At 72.4% G+C, this 16,417-nt stretch carries 18 protein-coding genes; 6 read left to right on the plus strand and 12 right to left on the minus strand.

What is annotated here, in order from left to right; translation table 11 throughout:
• Positions 1–18 precede the first annotated feature (18 nt).
• Positions 19–552: a GNAT family N-acetyltransferase gene (locus ACFYOB_RS02335; RefSeq protein WP_388553303.1), complete on the minus strand. Its 534-nt coding sequence runs from the start codon at positions 550–552 to the stop codon at positions 19–21.
• A 153-nt stretch (positions 553–705) separates the two neighbouring features.
• Here ACFYOB_RS02335 and ACFYOB_RS02340 point away from each other — a divergent pair, with 153 nt between their 5' ends.
• Positions 706–1,998 carry a sulfite oxidase gene (locus ACFYOB_RS02340; protein WP_388553305.1) on the plus strand — a complete coding sequence of 431 codons (1,293 nt, stop codon included), beginning with the start codon at positions 706–708 and terminating at the stop codon, positions 1,996–1,998.
• 12 nt (positions 1,999–2,010) lie between these two features.
• On the opposite strand, the gene ACFYOB_RS02345 is transcribed toward ACFYOB_RS02340, so the two are convergent.
• Together ACFYOB_RS02345 and ACFYOB_RS02350 are read right to left on the minus strand one after the other, a co-directional pair.
• Positions 2,011–3,174, minus strand: a complete 1,164-nt coding sequence (locus ACFYOB_RS02345; RefSeq protein WP_388553308.1) for an alpha/beta hydrolase family protein — start codon at positions 3,172–3,174, stop codon at positions 2,011–2,013.
• Between the two features lie 80 nt (positions 3,175–3,254).
• Positions 3,255–4,241: an isopenicillin N synthase family dioxygenase gene (locus ACFYOB_RS02350; protein ID WP_388553310.1), complete on the minus strand. Its 987-nt coding sequence runs from the start codon at positions 4,239–4,241 to the stop codon at positions 3,255–3,257.
• Between the two features lie 255 nt (positions 4,242–4,496).
• On the opposite strand from ACFYOB_RS02350, the gene ACFYOB_RS02355 reads away from it, so the two are divergent.
• Positions 4,497–5,243 (plus strand): VOC family protein, encoded by a 747-nt coding sequence (locus ACFYOB_RS02355; RefSeq protein WP_388554018.1) that lies wholly within the window; start codon positions 4,497–4,499, stop codon positions 5,241–5,243.
• A 69-nt stretch (positions 5,244–5,312) separates the two neighbouring features.
• Here ACFYOB_RS02355 and ACFYOB_RS02360 read toward each other — a convergent pair whose 3' ends face one another.
• Positions 5,313–6,158, minus strand: a complete 846-nt coding sequence (locus ACFYOB_RS02360; protein ID WP_388553313.1) for a class II glutamine amidotransferase — start codon at positions 6,156–6,158, stop codon at positions 5,313–5,315.
• 168 nt (positions 6,159–6,326) lie between these two features.
• On the opposite strand from ACFYOB_RS02360, the gene ACFYOB_RS02365 reads away from it, so the two are divergent.
• Positions 6,327–6,515: a DUF6381 family protein gene (locus ACFYOB_RS02365; protein WP_388553317.1), complete on the plus strand. Its 189-nt coding sequence runs from the start codon at positions 6,327–6,329 to the stop codon at positions 6,513–6,515.
• Between the two features lie 72 nt (positions 6,516–6,587).
• Here the strand turns inward: ACFYOB_RS02365 and ACFYOB_RS02370 are convergent, their stop codons facing one another.
• Positions 6,588–6,821, minus strand: coding sequence for a hypothetical protein (locus ACFYOB_RS02370; RefSeq protein ID WP_388553319.1), 234 nt, complete (start codon positions 6,819–6,821; stop codon positions 6,588–6,590).
• A gap of 30 nt (positions 6,822–6,851) precedes the next feature.
• On the opposite strand from ACFYOB_RS02370, the gene ACFYOB_RS02375 reads away from it, so the two are divergent.
• Entirely contained in the window at positions 6,852–7,709 is an 858-nt protein-coding gene (locus ACFYOB_RS02375; protein ID WP_388553321.1) for a DUF1206 domain-containing protein, read from the plus strand.
• 48 nt (positions 7,710–7,757) lie between these two features.
• On the opposite strand, the gene ACFYOB_RS02380 is transcribed toward ACFYOB_RS02375, so the two are convergent.
• Positions 7,758–9,137, minus strand: a complete 1,380-nt coding sequence (locus tag ACFYOB_RS02380; RefSeq protein WP_388553323.1) for a M64 family metallopeptidase — start codon at positions 9,135–9,137, stop codon at positions 7,758–7,760.
• 139 nt (positions 9,138–9,276) lie between these two features.
• Here ACFYOB_RS02380 and ACFYOB_RS02385 point away from each other — a divergent pair, with 139 nt between their 5' ends.
• Entirely contained in the window at positions 9,277–10,656 is a 1,380-nt protein-coding gene (locus ACFYOB_RS02385) for a tetratricopeptide repeat protein (protein ID WP_388553325.1), read from the plus strand.
• Here ACFYOB_RS02385 and ACFYOB_RS02390 read toward each other — a convergent pair.
• Both ACFYOB_RS02390 and ACFYOB_RS02395 read right to left on the minus strand, forming a co-directional pair.
• Positions 10,619–12,142, minus strand: a complete 1,524-nt coding sequence (locus ACFYOB_RS02390) for an MFS transporter (protein WP_388553327.1) — start codon at positions 12,140–12,142, stop codon at positions 10,619–10,621. The genes ACFYOB_RS02385 and ACFYOB_RS02390 overlap by 38 nt on opposite strands.
• 10 nt (positions 12,143–12,152) lie before the next feature.
• Positions 12,153–12,725, minus strand: a complete 573-nt coding sequence (locus ACFYOB_RS02395; protein WP_388553330.1) for a TetR/AcrR family transcriptional regulator — start codon at positions 12,723–12,725, stop codon at positions 12,153–12,155.
• 134 nt (positions 12,726–12,859) lie between these two features.
• Between ACFYOB_RS02395 and ACFYOB_RS02400 the strand changes: the two genes are divergently transcribed.
• On the plus strand, positions 12,860–13,360 hold the full coding sequence (locus ACFYOB_RS02400; RefSeq protein WP_388553333.1) for a DUF6328 family protein: 501 nt from the start codon (positions 12,860–12,862) through the stop codon (positions 13,358–13,360).
• 69 nt (positions 13,361–13,429) lie between these two features.
• Here the strand turns inward: ACFYOB_RS02400 and ACFYOB_RS02405 are convergent, their stop codons facing one another.
• The 4 genes from ACFYOB_RS02405 to ACFYOB_RS02420 all read right to left on the minus strand — a co-directional run bounded on the left by ACFYOB_RS02405 (position 13,430) and on the right by ACFYOB_RS02420 (position 16,403).
• Positions 13,430–13,672 (minus strand): DUF6158 family protein, encoded by a 243-nt coding sequence (locus ACFYOB_RS02405; RefSeq protein ID WP_388553335.1) that lies wholly within the window; start codon positions 13,670–13,672, stop codon positions 13,430–13,432.
• A 130-nt stretch (positions 13,673–13,802) separates the two neighbouring features.
• Positions 13,803–14,894 carry a hydrogenase expression/formation protein HypE gene (gene hypE / locus ACFYOB_RS02410; RefSeq protein ID WP_388554021.1) on the minus strand — a complete coding sequence of 364 codons (1,092 nt, stop codon included), beginning with the start codon at positions 14,892–14,894 and terminating at the stop codon, positions 13,803–13,805.
• A 7-nt stretch (positions 14,895–14,901) separates the two neighbouring features.
• Positions 14,902–16,038 (minus strand): hydrogenase formation protein HypD, encoded by a 1,137-nt coding sequence (hypD, locus tag ACFYOB_RS02415; protein WP_388553337.1) that lies wholly within the window; start codon positions 16,036–16,038, stop codon positions 14,902–14,904.
• Positions 16,035–16,403, minus strand: coding sequence for a HypC/HybG/HupF family hydrogenase formation chaperone (locus tag ACFYOB_RS02420; RefSeq protein WP_388553339.1), 369 nt, complete (start codon positions 16,401–16,403; stop codon positions 16,035–16,037). Before ACFYOB_RS02420 ends, hypD begins: the two co-directional genes overlap by 4 nt.
• Positions 16,404–16,417 lie beyond the last annotated feature (14 nt).

A 16,417-nucleotide genomic window follows, 5' to 3' on the forward strand; every position in this document is an offset into this window, starting at 1 on the left:
GCGGCGGTGCTACGGGAATCAGGCCTCGTACTCGGTCAGGTCGATGCTGTGGACCTGCAGGAGGTAGTGGTGCTCGGGTTCGGTCGTGTCGCGGTCCAGCACCATGCCGAGCTTGCGGATCACGTTCTCGGAATCGTCGTTGCCCGCCCGGTTGACCGCGATGACCCGGTCGAGTCCGCGGTCCTGGAGCGCGAACTCCAGCGTGGCCTGAGCGGCCTCGGACGCGTAGCCCTGGCCCCAGTACTGACGGCCGAGCCGCCAGCTGATGTCCACCGCGGGCATCACCTCGGGCAGGTACTCGGGCACCGAGAGGCCGACGACGCCGATGAGCTCGCCGGATCCGAGGAGCTCCACGGCGAAGAGCCCGAAGCCCTCCTCGTCCCATTCCTCTTCCCAGCGCTCGATGTCCTCGGCGGTCTGGTCCAGGTCGCGGGTGGAGCCGTCACCGATCCAGCGCATCACCTCCGGGTCGGCGTTGATCTCCGAGAGGGGGACGAGGTCGTCGTCGGTCCAGCGGCGGAGGAGGAGTCGGGGGGTGCGGATCTCGGTCATGCCCCACATCCTGCCGAAAGTCGGCGGACCAGCGGTAATCGGCCATTGGCGCCGCGGTGCGGATTCGTGGCGATCACGGTGGGAATGTCTTTCGCAGCTCGCCCCGGGCCCCCGCGGTCCGTGGGGAAACCGCGACCGAGGAGTGCCCCCGCCATGCCCTTCGACCCGTCGGACGAGAGCCGGTACGACCGCACGCGCCTGCGGCAGTGGGCGCGCGGCCACGCCCGCTCCGCCGGAGTGGACCGCCGGGACCTGCTCAGGCTGTTCGCGGCGGGGACCGCCGCCGGATCCCTGGGGCTGGGCGCGGCCGGCTCGGCCTCGGCCGCGACCGACGCCGCCGGCGCCACCGCCGCTGCCGATGCGGCCGCGTCGCCCGGGATCGTCAAGCCGCTGCCGCCCGAGCTGTTCACCATCCGCGGCACCAACGCGGAGACGAACTTCGCCGCCCTGCGCGGCACCGGCCCGCTCACTCCCGTCGACCGGTTCTTCGTACGGAACCACACCTCCACCCCGCTGATCGAGGCCGGCGGATGGAGGCTGAAGGTGTGGGGTGACGGGCTGGCGGGCGGCCCGGTCGAGTTCTCGTACGACCGGCTGCGCGCGCTGCCGGCGGTCGAGCGGACGCTGTTCATCGAGTGCGCGGGCAACGGCCGCAGCTTCTACGCCACCCAGCAGGGCCAGCCGGTCAGCGGCACCGCCTGGACCCTCGGCGGAATCGGTGTCGGCCACTGGCGCGGGGCGCGGTTGTCGGACGTACTGCGGCTGGCGGGGGTCACGCGCGGGGCGGTCGACGTACTGCCGCGCGGGCTGGACGACGAGGTGGTCACGAACGGGGTGAACCTCGGGCGGGTGCGGCGCCCGATGCCGGTCTCGAAGGCTCTGGACGACGTACTGCTCGCCTACGAGATGAACGGGCGGCCGCTGCCGCCCGACCACGGCGGCCCGGTCCGCCTCGTGGTGCCGGAGTGGACCGGGATCTCGTCGGTCAAGTGGGTCGGTGACATCGAGGTGAGCGGCCGGGCGCTGTACTCGCCGTGGAACACCGACACCTACCGGCTGTTCGGGCCCGGGTATCCGGCGGAGGGCGCGCCGTTCACCCGGCAGACCCTCAAGAGCGCCTTCGAGCTGGAGCTGGGAGCGACCGTTCCCGTGCACCGGACGCGGCTGCTGACCGGCCGCTCCTGGTCGGGCGCGGCCCCCGTGCAGCGCGTGGAGGTCAGCACCGACGGCGGGCTCCGCTGGCAGCGGGCCCGGTTGCACGACGCGCCGCGCCGGGGCAGTTGGGTGCGCTGGTCGCTGCCGTGGACGCCGCGGGCCACGGGCGCCACGGCGCTGCTGGCCCGGGCGACCGATGCCACCGGGCGCACGCAGCCCGCGACGGCCGCCCCCAACACGCAGGGCTACCTCTTCGACGCGGTCGTGCGGCACCCGGTGACGGTGGTCTGAGCGGGGGGCGGCTCACGGCGTGTGGACGCGGACCTCCGGTGCGTTGGCGGACGGGCCGTCCAGGACGGGCTGGGGCACGCCTCTCAGGTGCTGGTCGAAGAAGGCTCCGACGTAGCGCCGGGTCAGCTCGACGGAGCGGGCGCCGGACAGCGGGGCCTGGGGGTCGGGGAGGCCCAGCTGGTCGCCGAAGACCGGGAAGTCGCTGAAGGTGAAGTGGCCGGAGTCCGCGAAGGTGATCCAGCGCTTCCAGCCGTCGAGCTTCGGCCATTGGAGGTCCCAGTTCTGGTTGCCGCCGGGGCCCCGGTTCTGCGTGCCGAGCAGCATGAAGGGGCGCCCGCCGAGCCCGGTCTCGGGGACCGGCGTCGCGAATCCGCCGTCCATGTTGACGCCGGCGCGGACCCTCGGATCGGTCGCCATCGCGGCGGCCGCCGAGGCGCCGCCGATGGAGTGGCCCGCCATCGCGATGCGGCTCGCGTCGATGAGGCCGGCGTGGCGCCAGGCCGGGTCGCGTCCGGTGAGCCGGTCCAGGAGGAAGGAAACGTCGCGGGCACGGGTGTCGCTGACCGCCCGCATGCCGCCCGCCGCCTCCACCTTCTCGCAGGCCAGGCATTCCAGCACGCGCCCGCCGGGGAAGGCGGTCCCCGCGCTCTCGTACGCGTGGTCGACCGCGGCGACGACGTAGCCTCGCGAGGCCAGGTCCTCGGCCAGCGCGGTGAGGGTGGCGCGCGGGACGGTGAAGCCGGGTGAGAGCACGATCAGCGGATAGCGGCCCGCGACGGGACGGGCGTGGGACCGGGAGTGGGCCGCCGTACCGGCCAGGGTCTCGACCGGGATCGCCTTGTCCAGCTCCCGGTCGACCAGCAGCAGCCGGGCCTCCTCGCGGGTGAGGTAGCGCACGGGACCGCCGGTGCCGCGCTGCGCCGGATAGCGCATCGTCACCATCAGCTCGCGCGGGCCGGACTGCGACCAGGGGTCGGTCCGGCTGCGGTCCACGAGGTGGAGCGTCTCCTGTCCCACGGAGAAACGGCCGGTGGGGCGCGGGAGTTCCAGCGTGGTACGGCGGCTCTCGGCCGCGGACGGGGCATCGGCGGCCGCCGAGGTGCCCGCTGCGGCGAGCGGGAGCGGCATAAGAAGGGCGAGTAAGACGGCGGCGGATGCCGCTCGGCGTCGGTTCATTCATCGAACCTACTGAGCCGGACCTGTCGGATCGTCAACTCGCAGGAGGACGATCACCTCCCACCTGGGAAGGGCGCGGCTCACCCTGAAGTAGTAGTCCCCTCGGTGACGCTGATGGCGCGGAGCTTCTCCCGCAGGTAGGCGTGGGAGTCGACCGGGTCGTGCACCACGCGCCCTACGGGGGCGGGCAGCGACTCCACGCGGGTGTGCGGATCGCACTCGTAGAAGTAGACGAGCGAGATCAGCTCCTCGGCCGGCGCGTCGGCGGGCGGCGGCAGTACGCGGTGGCGGCCCGCTCGCCATCGGTCCCCCGTCCAACGGGCCATCAGGTCACCGATGTTGACCGTGAGTGCGGCCGGGTCGTACGGGGCGTCCTGCCAGCCGTCGGCGTCGGTGTGGATCTGCAGCCCGCCCGCGCCCTGCTGGCGGTCGAGGATCGTGACCGTGCCGAAGTCGGTGTGTGCCCCGATGCGGAACTGGCCCGGCAGCGGCCGGCCGACGACCTCGGTGCCCGGGTACCAGTTGAGGTTGAAACCCCAGGTGGGGTGGGAGGTGTGGCGTGTGAAGTGATCCTCGTCGAGGCCGAGGGCGGTGGCGAGCAGTTCCAGCAGCTCGTCGGAGAGGGCCCGCATCAGGCTCAGGTACTCGGTCACCAGCGGCCGCAGCGCGGGAACCTGTGCCGGCCAGGTGTTGGGGCGGAACCATTCGGCGTCCACGTCGGGCACACCGGTGGGTTCCTCCGCGGCCCAGGACCAGGACTCCTTCAGGTCGGGCGGCGATGCCGTTCCTTCCGCATAGCTGTTGGCCTCGGCGCCCGGGCCGAGCCAGCCCCGCCCGCCGACGGCGACCGCGTACGGCGCCTTCACCGGGGCGGGCAGCCGGAACAAGCCGCGCGCCGCCTCCCGGATGCGGGCGGGCAGCGCGGGGTCCACCCCGTGGCCGGTCACCAGCAGGAAGCCCGCCGCCCGCAGCGCCTCGTCGACGCGGGCCGCCGTACGCGCGCGGTCGTCGGGTCCGCCGGACCGCCACGGCCCGAGATCGATCACGGGAACCTGGGATTGCGCCACGGGAGACCTGCCTTCCGAGCCTGCGGGGGCGTCCGGATCAGAGGCTATCGCCCGGGCGGCCCCTCCGTCGCGAGGACGCCGGATCATCACGCTTACCGGTGGTGACGGCCGACACCCGCGGCGGTGACCACGTAGAACATCCCGAAAAGGACCAGAATGGGACGGGGACCGTAGGGCCGGAGCTCATGAGGGACGGAGCGAGTCGTGGAGATTTCGACGAAGGAGGTCTTCGGAGCTCCGTGCTGGGTGAGCCTGATGGCGCGCGACCTAGAGGCGGCGCAGCGCTTCTACGCCGCGGTCGCGGGCTGGAAGTTCCGGCGCGCCCGACTCGGCGACGCCTTCTCCGTCGCCGAGCTGGACGGCGTTCCGGTGGCGGGCATCGGAGCGCTCGCCTCCGACCTGGGGGTCGCCGTGGCGTGGACCCCGTACTTCGCCGTCGACGACGCCGACACCGCGGTGGACCGGATCCGGGAGCGCACCGGCACCATCGCGGTCGGCCCGGTCTCCTTCGTCTCCGGCGGCCGCGCGGCGCTCGCCGCCGACCCCGACGGCGCGGTCTTCGGCATCTGGCAGGGCTCCGTCTCCGCCCACTGGCGGGTGGGCAAGGGCCCCGCGCCGGCCTGGCTGGAGCTGCGGACCAGGAACGCCTTCGACGCGGCGATCTTCTACGGTGCGGTGCTGGAGTGGGCCACCGGCCGCTCCGGCTGCTGCGAGGTCTCCTACGAGGAGGACCAGGTCGTGCTGCGGCAGGGCGGGGAGCCCGTCGCCCGCCTCAACAGCGGACCGGTCGAGCTCGCCTCCTACTCCCCGCACACCAGGCCGCGCTGGCACGTGCACTTCCGTGTCCCCGCGCTCCGCCCCGCCATCGAGGCCGCCGAGGCATTGGGCGGGCGGGCCGTCTCGGACATCACGTCGGACGCCACGGAGCGCTGGGTGGCGCTCCGTGACCCCGACGGAGCCCTCTTCACCCTGACGACGTCCCTCGCGGCGGACCCCGGCTGACCCCGGCTGACCCCGCCGCGGGTCACGGTGGCGTCAGGGTCACGGTGGCGTCAGGGGGGCGCAGGAATCTCAGGGGAGCTCAGGGACGAAGGGGAGGTAGTCCTCTCCGTTGGCGGCGGGGATCACGGTGTAGCTGGCCTCTGGCAGCTCGTTCCACATCCCGGGGAGATTGCCCAGGGGCTCGGAGACCACGAGCCGCGTCGCGTCGGAGACCTCGCTGAGGAAGTCCAGCTCGGGGTGGAGGTGACGGACCGTATCGGCCCTGCTGCTGTAGAACAGCGATCTCGACTTCCCCTGGCTGGAATAGCGGAACGCCCACAGCCGCTCGCCGTCGCTCACCGCGACCGTCATCTGGAGGGGGTCGATCACACCGTGTTCCTTGCCTAGCCGCTCCACCAGGCCGACCACCTGGGCGACGGCCCCTGGAACGTCCTGGTCGAGGCCGTAGGTGACCGCCAGGTAGAACATCACCTCGGAGTCGGTGGAGCCCTCGATGCACGGGAAGAGGGCCGGGTCCACGGCCATGCAGAGGTCCCGTTGCAGGCGGTGGAAGTCGGCGATCGCCCCGTTGTGCATCCACAGCCACCGTCCGTGCCGGAAGGGGTGGCAGTTGGTCTGTTGGATCGCGGATCCGGTGGAGGCGCGGACATGGGCGAAGAACAGCGGCGAGCGGACGTGCCCGGCCAGCTCCCGCAGGTTGCGGTTGTTCCAGGCCGGCGCGATGTCCTTGAAGACGGCGGGTGTGCCGTCACCGCTGCCGTCCGCGCTGTACCAGCCGATGCCGAAGCCGTCACCGTTGGTCGACTCGACGCCCATCCGCGCGTTGAGGCTCTGATTGATGAGCGAGTGCTCCGGACGGTAGAGCACCGCGTCGAGCGTCAGGGGCGAACCCGAGTAGGCGAGCCAGCGACACATGGACACCATCCCCTTTTGAGCCTGGTCCGAGCCTAAGCCAGTCGGCGGGCCGGGGCGCGTCTGGCCGTCCGTACGGGTCACGCTCGGTGACGCTTCGAGATGCGGGCGCAGAGCACTGCTGGTTCGCTGAATCCGCCCGCTCTCCCCCACAGATCCAAGGAGCGATCAATGAGCGTTTCAGGCGAGTCCCGCGGCCGGTCCCAGCAGATGCGCGCGAAGGCCCAGGAGCTGAACGAGGCGGCCGACCGTTCGAAGGACGCGGAGGAGCGGCAGCGCCTTCGGGACAAGGCCCGCCGCCTCATGGAGCAGAGCCAGCAGGAGAGCGGGATGGAGGACCGGGGCATGGACCCCATGTAGCCCGTGCCTGCAGGCAGACCGGCCGGTGGCCGCCGCGATCCCCCATCGCCGCGGCCACCGGCCGGTGCGGCCTCAGGCTCCCGTCGGCACGGTCCAGTCGCGGTCGACCCCCCCGGACAGCTCCAGGCAGCTCCGGAGGCGCCGGCTCGGCGCGCGGCCGAGGCCGCCGGTGCCATCGACCACCTGGTCCTCGGCTCCGCCCTGAAGACCTTCACGGCGGGATTCACCCGCGCCGCGACCGGAGCCGGCCCGGCCGGGCCGGGCGACCACGGATTCGAGCTGTACGCGCGGCGAGCCCACGGGCATGGAGCGGCCCACCCCGGGTAGCCGCGTGTCATGACGGGCGGCGAACAGACACGCGAAGGTGTACGGCGCGAGGGTGCGGGGCGCCAGGGCGTACGCACCGCCGCCCAGGGCGGCATGGGCCGAGAGGTCGTGGCCCGGTGCGGACTGGTGACGCGCGGTGTGCTGTACGTGCTCGTCGGTGTGCTCGCCCTGCGCGTGGCGTTCGGTGACGGCGGTCGGGAGGCGGACCGCAAGGGCGCGCTCGAAGAGCTCACGGAGCAGCCCTTGGGCGGCGTCCTGGTGTGGGCCGTCGGAATCGGCCTGGTGTGCATGATGCTGTGGCGGCTGTCGGAGGCGGTGTTCGGCGCGGCGGGCCCCGACGGCGACAAGGCCACCAAGCGGCTGGCGTCGGCGGCGCGGACCGTCTTCTACGGGGCCGCCGCGTTCTCGGTGCTGTCCTTCGCGGCCGGGTCCGGCGGTCAGCGGTCCAGTGACGAGCAGTCGCGCGACGTGACGGCCAGGGCGATGGAGCTGCCGGGCGGCCCGTGGTGGGTCGGCGCGGCCGGTGCGGCGGTCGCGGTCGGGGGCGTGGTGATCGTCGTACAGGCGGCCCTGCGCACGTTCCGCGAACAGCTGGCGATGGACCGGACGCCCGAGGCGGTCCGCGACTCGGTCGAGTTCCTCGGCGTCACCGGCGGCGTGGCCCGCGGCGCCGTCTTCGCCGCGGCCGGCGCCTTCGTCGTGTACGCCGCGGTGCGCTACGACCCGGCGAAGGCGAAGGGCATCGACGACACCCTTCGCGCTTTCACCCAGACCCCGGCGGGACCGTGGCTCCTCGTGCTGGTCGCCGCCGGGCTGATGCTGTTCGGGCTGTTCTCCTGGGCGATGGCCGTCTGGTGCCGGGTCTGAGGGAGTCGGGTCTGAGGGAGTCGGACTCCCCCACTTCGACGACAGGACCTAGAGGCGGACCGTCCACTGCGCGGTGGAGCGCAGGGTGCGGGCGATCCTGGGGTCGCGCACCGAGGGTGTGCGGTCCTCCGCGGTCACCGACAGCCGGTGCGTGCGGAAATCGAACAGCCACAGGTCGGCCACCGCCACCTCGGTCCGGCCCTCGAACCTCTTCAGCTCCCTGCCGTCCAGGTACCACTTGACCACGAGCTGGCGCCCGTCCGCGCCGGCCAGCTTCGGCACGGCCGCCCTCGCGGTGTGGCGCGCCCGCAGGGTGCGGTCGGTCGGGGTGAGCGGCGCGACGGTCTTGGCGTGCTGGTAGAAGCCGCCGATCATCGCCTCGACACCGGGGAGGTTGAAGGGCTTGCCGAGGACCCGCATGATCGAGTTGTCCGTGGGCCGGTACAGGCCGGAGACGTAGTAGCCGCCGCCCTCGTACGTGCCGACCGTGCCGCCGTCCGGGGACGGCTCGCCGAGCCAGCGGTACCACTTGGCCCGCTGTCCGGCCATCGGGTCTGCGGCCAGGGTGGAGGTGTTGGAGTCGCCGGGCTCGGGGCCGGTGTACTTCTCGTAGCCCGGTACGCCCACGTAGAAGTACTCGTCGGCGAGCTTGCCGAGCGAGTGGCCGGTCTCGTGGATCGCGACCTGGCCGGACTTCGCGTGGCCGGCCGAGGCGGTCGAGATCCCCTCGTAGCCGAGGGTGGCGCTGCGCTCGTTGTAGCCCGCTCCGCCGTACTTGGTGCTGTTGGCCAGCACGATGACCAGGTCGGCGGCCGGCGCCTTGGCCACGTACGCGTCGACCTTGGGCTGGTCGATGCAGAGCAGCCGCTCGATCTCCTCGCACCAGAAGTACGAGCCGAGGGCGGTGTCGCGGACGGTGGCCGGGTCCGGGTCGCCGGAGACACCGGATTCGCGGGAAACGGCGTCGACGGTCCACACGTTGAAGAGGTTCCGGTAGGTGGTGTACGGCTCGACGGCCGTCACCTCGTCCCATTTCTGCCGCGCGTCGGCGTGGAAGCGCTCCAGTTCGGCGGCGGTGTAACCGTCGCCGATGACGACGACGTCGAGGCGGTCGGCGGTGGAGCCGTTGTCGATCATCTTGGTGACCTCGCCGTCGGCCTCCCGCTCGGCGGCCGAGAGCCCGCCCGCGCTCTTCGCCGCGGCACCGGCGGCCGGGACACGGGTGTGACCGGATCCGGCGTCGCCGCCGTGCTCCGGCCCCGGTATCTCGACCTCCACCCCCGTCCCCACCCCGGGCTTGGGCGGCGCGTCGGCCCCGCGCGCGGGGCCGGCAGCCAAGAGTACGGCGGTGGCGCAGGCCGCCGCGACGGCTCCGCGCAGAGCGGCGCGGACGGCCGGACGGCCGGACGGATGTCTGGCTGGACGCATGAAGTCATCCCCCTGGAAAGGAAATTAAGCAACTGGATAAGCCTGTTGAATCGGTTGCTTAAATTAGGTCGCGCGGGGGGCGTGCGCAATGGCCTGTTCCCGCTGAATACTTGGGAGTTCGAGCAACCAGGGGGAATCCATGGACGAACCGGCCCGTATCGGACTCAGGGTTCAGCGCATGCGCGGTGAACTCGGTCTGACCCAAAGACAGTTGGCGGAACCCAACTACACCCCTGCCTACATCTCCACGCTGGAGTCGGGCAGGGTCCGCCCCTCGGAGACCGCGCTGCGCTTCCTCGCCGGACGCCTGGGCACCACGTACGAGGAACTCACCACCGGCCGCCCCCCGCATCTGGCCACCGAGGTGCGGCTCGCCCTCGCCGAGGCCCAGCAGACGCTCGCGACCGGCGCCGCCGACGAGGCCGCCGTCCGCTACCGGCAGCTGCTCGGCGAAGCGGAGGAACTCGCGCTGGCCCCCGAGCAGGCGGAGGCGCTCCTCGGACTGGGCGACTGCGCCCTGGAATCCGGCGAGCTCCAGGCCGCGATCCGCCACTTCGAGGCGGCCGAGCGACTGCTGGCCGATGAGCCGCTGCCCCGCCGCGCCCGCCCCATCCGCGGCCGCGCCGTCGCGCACCTGCTCGCCGGGGAGCTGCGCTACGCCTGCTACCTGCTGGAGTCCACCATCGACGAGCTGAGCACGAGCGGACTGGCCGACCCCGAGGCCCTGGTCCTGCTCTACGCGGCGGCGATCGGGCCGTACATCGACATGGGCGCCCACGCCCGCGCCGCCCATGCGGCCGAGCTCGCCCTCGCGCTGGCCCCGCAGGTCAGCGATCCGGCGCTGGTGGCGGGGATGCACCGGCAGGTGGCTCGGACGTTCCTCGCGGAGGGGCGGGTGGCCGACGCCGACGCCTCACTGGCCAAGGCCCAGGCGATCTACGGGCAGCTGCGGCTGCGGACCGACATGGCGCACTGCCACTGGATGCGCGGCTACGTACAGGCCCAGAACGGTGAACTCGATTCGGCCGAGAGGGAGTTGCGTACGGCCCGGGAGATGCTGTCAGCCCGGCGGGCCGCCCTGTACACGGCGCAGGTGGAGGTGGAGCTGGCCGACGTACTGCGCCGGCTCGGCCGGTACGAGGAAGCCGCCGAGCTGCTGTCGGCGCTGCTGGAGCTGGGGGACAGTCACGGCGCCGTGCACGCGGGCGGCGCGCACCGGCTCCTCGGCCTGATGGCCGAGGAGCGAGGCGAGGCCGAATCCGCGGAGGAGCACTACGTGCAGGCGCTGGCGCTGCTGGAACGCAGCGGGGCCACGGGCGACCTGGCCGATCTGTGCCGGATGCTGGGCGACCTGCTGCGCCGGACCGGCCGGACGGAGGCCGCCCTGGACGCGTACCGCACGGGCCTGGGCCACCGGGCGGCGCCGGGCACGACCACCTTGGGCCCGGCGCCCGTGGCGCCCGCGTTCCGAGCGGCCCGGGTCAGTGGTTCTCGGTGGGCCGGAGATCACGCGGAATGAGCGACCAGGTCGTCACCGCGGCGGCGACCGCGAGGCCGCCGGCCATGAGGAACGCCGGGGTGATCGCGAGGGTGTAGGCGTGCGAGGCGGTGTCGAGCAGTGCCTGGCCGAGGGCGCCGCCCAGCCGTTCGGCGGTGTGGGCGGCCTCGCCGACGGAGTCCCGGACAGCGGCGGCGCTCGGGCCGTCCAGGTCGAGGGCGGGCAGGTTGCCCCGGTAGAGGGCGGCCGCGGTCGAGCCGAGGATGGCGACGCCCATGGCCGAGCCCAGCTCGTAGCAGGTCTCCTCGATGGCGGCGGCGCTGGAGACCTCGTCCGCGGGCGCCGCGGAGATCAGCGTGACCGAGGCGACCGTGGTCGCCGTGCCGGCGCCGAGGCCCATGACGGTCAGGGCTGCCGCGAAGGCGGGGTAGTCGAGTTCGGTGAACTGCTGCAGGGTCCAGGGCATGGCCATGCCCGCGGCCAGGACGACCAGACCGGCGCCCAGCACGTGCCGGATCGCGAAGCGCTGCATCAGGGCGGGGGCCACCATCGAGGCACAGATCAGGGCGAGCGGCGCGGGCAGCAGCCGAAGACCGGCCTCCAGCGGGGTGTAGCCCTGGCCGTACTGGAACCACTGGGTGACCAGGAACAGGATCGCGCCCATGCCCACCATGGGCAGGAAGATCGCGGTGGCCGCGACGCTGAAGGCGGGCTTGGCGAAGAGCCGCACCTGGAGCAGCGGGTTGTCCACGCGCAGCTGGCGGCGTACGAACACGGTGAGCGCGACGGCGGCGAGCAGGAGCAGCGCCCAGGGAAGCGGGTCACCGACGCCGCTCTTGCCGAGCTGCTTGATGCCTCCGGCGAGGGCGAGCATGCCGACGATGGACTGGCCGACGCCCCACCAGTCCCACGCGCCGGTGCTGCGCGGGGCGCGCGATTCGGGGAGGTAGCGCATACCGGCCGCCATGATCACGGCGGCGACGGGGAGGTTGAGGAGGAAGGCGGAGTGCCAGCCGTAGTCCTGGACCAGCAGTCCGCCGATGACCGGACCGAAGGCCATGCCGCCACCGAAGACGGCCGCCCAGACGGCGAGGGCGAAGGCGCGTTCCCTGGCGTCGGTGAAGACGCTGCGCAGGATCGACAGGGTGGCGGGCATGATCGCCGCGCCGCCGACTCCGAGGAGGGCGCGGGCCGCGATGACGTGCCAGGCCTCGGTGGACAGGACGGCTATGAGCGAGGCGAGCGAGAAGATGCCGAAGCCGGCCATGAGCAGCCGCTTGCGGCCCCAGCGGTCACCGAGCGCACCGGCGGTGACCAGCATGCCGGACAGGGCGAGGGCGTAGACGTCGATGATCCACAGCTGCTGTACGGCGGACGGCCGGAGGTCGCCGACGAGCGAGGGGAAGGCCACGTTGAGGATCGTGGTGTCCATGGAGATGAGCAGGAGACTGCCGGAGAGGATCGCCAGGACGATCCACCGGCGGGGGTCCTGCGAGGGGGTGTGCATGGGGTTCCGATCAGGGTTGCGCGGTGTGCGGGGGCGCGGTGAACCGCGTCCCGCTGAGGAAGGACGTCAGGACCAGGTGGCCGATCTGCCGGGGGGCGAGGTGCCCGTCGCGAACGCCCTCGGCGGCCGCGTCGAGCAGACCCCAGAGCGAGTACCAGATCCAGTACGGCGGCAGGTCGGTGCGCAGCCGCCCGAGCCGCTGGCCGAGGGCGAGGAAGGCCAGCGCCCGCCGGTCCTGCCGGTCGACACCGGCACGGAACTCGGGGTCGGCGAGCACGGTGGCGTCCCGCGAGGTGAAGCCGTACAGGTGCGCCGCGGGCATCAGGGCGATGACCAGCTCCTCCAGTGCCGCGTCGAAGGCGGCGTCGTCGGCGGTCTCCGGCAGGTCTGCGGGGGTCAGACACTCGTCGACCACCTGGATCGCCCGCACCGCTACCGCCTTCAGCAGGGCCTCGCGGGTCGCGTAGCGCCGGCTGAGCGTGGCGCGGCTGGTCCCGATCCCGGCGGCGATCTGCACCATCGAGGCGCTGTGATCTCCGGCGAGGACGCGCGCCGCGCCGTCCAGCAGTTCGTTCTCATGCACGATAGTGAGCCTCCTTCGCCTCGAACGATACAAAATTGTCTCACGCGAGGCAAACGTGACCCACTTCGGGCGAACGGCATGGCTGCACAGCGCCCGGGTAGGCGACCCCACGGGCACACCCATCGGGAGACCGCATGCGCGACGACGGCAAGGACGTCGAACGGGGCGACGGCAGGAACGAGACCGAACAGGAACGGGCGGACCGGCAGTGGCAGGAGTTGGTGCAGGAGATCCGGGTCGCCCAGACCGGCGTGCAGATCCTCTTCGGCTTCCTCCTGACGGTGGCGTTCACCCCGCAGTTCCAAGGCCTGGCCCAGACCGAGAAGACGATCTACATCGTCACCGTCGTCCTCGGGTCCCTGGCGACCGGCGCGCTCATCGGGCCGGTCGCCTTCCACCGCATCGTCTCGGGCCGCCGCATCAAGCCCCAGGCCGTCGTCTGGGCCTCACGGCTCACCTTCACTGGCCTCGTCCTGCTGCTGGCCACCCTCACGACCGCGCTCTTCCTGATCCTTCGGGTGGCCACGGACAACACGGTCGTGCCGTGGCTGGTCGCCGGTGTGCTGGCCTGGTACCTGCTGTGCTGGTTCGTCCTGCCGCTGTGGGCGCGCAGCCGCTACACCAGCGAGCACTGACGCCCGGCCCCGCTCTCCGCCCGGTCCTGGTCGGCGCCCGGTCCTCGGCCCGTCCCTGGTCGGCCGGTCCTAGTCGCCGGTGGTGCGGGCCCGCGCGCCCGAGCGGGTACGCCCGGCGGTCTGGGCCCGCTGCGGGTGGCGGCGTACGTACTCGCGCTCCAGCTCGTTCATCCGCTGCGTGTGGGTGACCAGAGCGTCGTCCGACCCGTGCAGCAGGGTCTCGTGGCGCGTGCGGTGGATGGCCTCCAGCTCCTTGAGCAGTCGGCCTTCCTCCAGTTTCCGCGCCGACGGACCGCCGTCGTGCTCCGTCATGGCACGCACACCTCCTCCGCGCTCGGGTCGGCCCTCACCGAAGCGGCCCTCCGCTTCCATCATCACCCGCGCCGCGCCCCACGGCCCGGCCGACCGGTTTCCGGTATTCCCCGCTCCTGCCCCGGCCGGCTCAGCAGATGCGCGGCAGCTGCTCCCCGATCGGCAGGTCGACCACCCGGGTGCCGCCGAGGCCCGTGCGGGCCACGACGAGGCCGGGGTGTGCGCTGACCGCCTCGCCGATCACCGCCGCGTGACGGCCCAGCGGGTGGGCGCGCATGGCGTCGAGGACCGCTTCGGCGTGCTCGCGCGGGACGAAGGCCACCAGCTTGCCCTCGTTGGCCACGTACAGCGGGTCGAGGCCGAGGATCGCGCAGGCGTTGGCGACGGCGGCGGGGATCGGGACACGGCCCTCGTGGATGACGACACCAGTGCCGGAGGCGGCGGCGATCTCGTTGAGGGAGGCCGCCAGACCGCCGCGGGTGGGGTCGCGCAGGACGTGCAGGTCCGCAGTGACGGCGAGCATCGTCCGGACGAGACCGCCCAGGGCCGCGCAGTCGCTCTCGACGTCCACGCCGAACTCCAGGCCCTCCCGGACGCTCATGATCGCCACCCCGTGGAGGCCGATCTCGCCGCTGACGATCACGACGTCGCCGGGGACGACGCGCTGGGGCCGCAGGTCCACCCCGTCGGGGATCAGCCCGATGCCCGCCGTGTTGATGTACACCCCGTCGCCGTGGCCCGACTCGACGACCTTGGTGTCGCCGGTCGCCACCTCCACCCCGGCCGCGCGCGCGGCGGCTCCCAGGGCTTCGGCCACCCGCGCAACGACGGAGACCTCGACGCCCTCTTCGAGGATGAACCCGCAGGACAGGTAGGCGGCCCCGGCTCCGCTCATGGCCAGGTCGTTGACCGTGCCGTTGACCGCCAGATCGCCGATGCTGCCGCCGGGGAAGAACAGCGGCCGCACGACGTAGGAGTCGGTGGAGAAGGCCAGCCGGAGCCCGCCGAGCGAAAGGGCGGCGGAGTCCCCTAGCTGGGCCAGTACCTCACCTCCGAACGCGGGGGCGAAGAGGTGCTCGACGAGTTCGGCCGAGAGCGCGCCGCCGCCGCCGTGGCCCATCACCACGCGGGGCCGGTCGCGCAGGGGGGCCGGGCAGGTCCAGCCGGTGATGTCGAGCGGGGCCTTGGACCGTACGGTCTCGGGCCGTGCGCTCGCGGGCAGTGCAGTCTCAGGCAACGGGGCTCGCCTCCGGCGATACGGCGGTCGTGGCGGGAGTGAGCTCCAGCCGTCGGTACAGGTAGTACGCGGCGCACGCGCCCTCGCTGGAGACCATCGTGGCGCCGAGCGGGCTGCGCGGGGTGCACAGCGTGCCGAAGGCCTCGCACTCGTGCGGCTTGAGCAGCCCCTGGAGCACTTCGCCGCTGCGGCACTCGGCCGGCTCCAGGGTGTTGATCCCGGTCACCGAGAAGCGGTGCTCGGCGTCGTACTCCCGGTAGCGGGCCGACAGCCGCCAGCCGCTGTCCGGGATGACGCCGATGCCGCGCCAGGCGCGGTCGGTGACCTCGAAGACGTCCTCCAGCATGGCCAGGGCCGCCGGGTTCCCCTCCGGGCGCACGGCGCGCGCGTAGGCGTTGTCGACGGTGTGCTCACCGCGCTCCAGCTGCCGTACGGCCCGGCGGACGCCTTCGAGGATGTCCAGCGGCTCGAAACCGGTCACGACGATCGGAACGCGGTGGCGGGCCGCCAGCTCGGGGTACTCCCCCACGCCCATCACGCTGCACACGTGGCCGGCCGCCAGGAAGCCCTGGACCCGGCAGCTCGGCGACCGCATGATCGCCTCGATGGCCGGGGGGACGCGGACGTGCGAGACCAGCAGGCTGAAGTTGCGGATGCCCAGCTTCTTCGCCTGGTACACCGTCATGGCGTTGGGCGGTGCGGTGGTCTCGAAGCCGATGCCGAAGAACACCACCTCGCGCCCCGGATTGTCCTGCGCGATCCGAAGCGCGTCGAGCGGGGAGTAGACGACCCGTACGTCGCCCCCCTCGCTCCTCACCTGGAAGAGGTCGCGGCCGGTGCCGGGGACGCGCAGCATGTCGCCGAAGGAGCAGAAGATCACGTCCGGACGGGAGGCGATCTCCAGAGCCTTGTCGATGACCTCCAGCGGGGTGACGCACACCGGGCAGCCCGGACCGTGGATCAGTTCCACCTGCTCCGGGAGCAGCTGGTCGATGCCGTGCCGGATGATGGTGTGTGTCTGGCCGCCGCAGACCTCCATCAGGGCCCAGGGGCGGGTCACGGTGGCGTGGATGTCGTCGAGCAGCCGGCGGGCGAGCTCGGGGTCCTGGAACTCGTCGATGTACTTCACTTGCGGATCTCCTCCTGCCGGACCTCGCCGTGCGGTGCCGCTCCGGCCGGAACGTCAAGGCCGTCCGGTTCGTCGGCGAAGGGCCAGGGGGCACCTCCGGCCGCTGCGGCCGCCTCCCAGGGATCGCCGAACTCCTCCTGCAGCATGCCGAGTTGGGCGAAGAGTTCGAGGGTCTGCTTGGCCGACTCCTCGTCGAGGCGCTGAAGGGCGAACCCCACGTGGACGATGGCGTACTCGCCGACCTGGAGGTCCGGCAGGTACTCCAGGCAGACCTCCTTCTGCACGCCGCCGAAGTCGACGGTCGCCATGCGGGTGCCGTCCCTCTCCCCGATGTCAAGCACTCGGCCGGGTACCGCCAGGCACATGGGCTTCTCCTTCG

It is taken from the genome of Streptomyces sp. NPDC006463 (assembly GCF_042870715.1).
Taxonomy (GTDB): Bacteria; Actinomycetota; Actinomycetes; order Streptomycetales; family Streptomycetaceae; genus Streptomyces.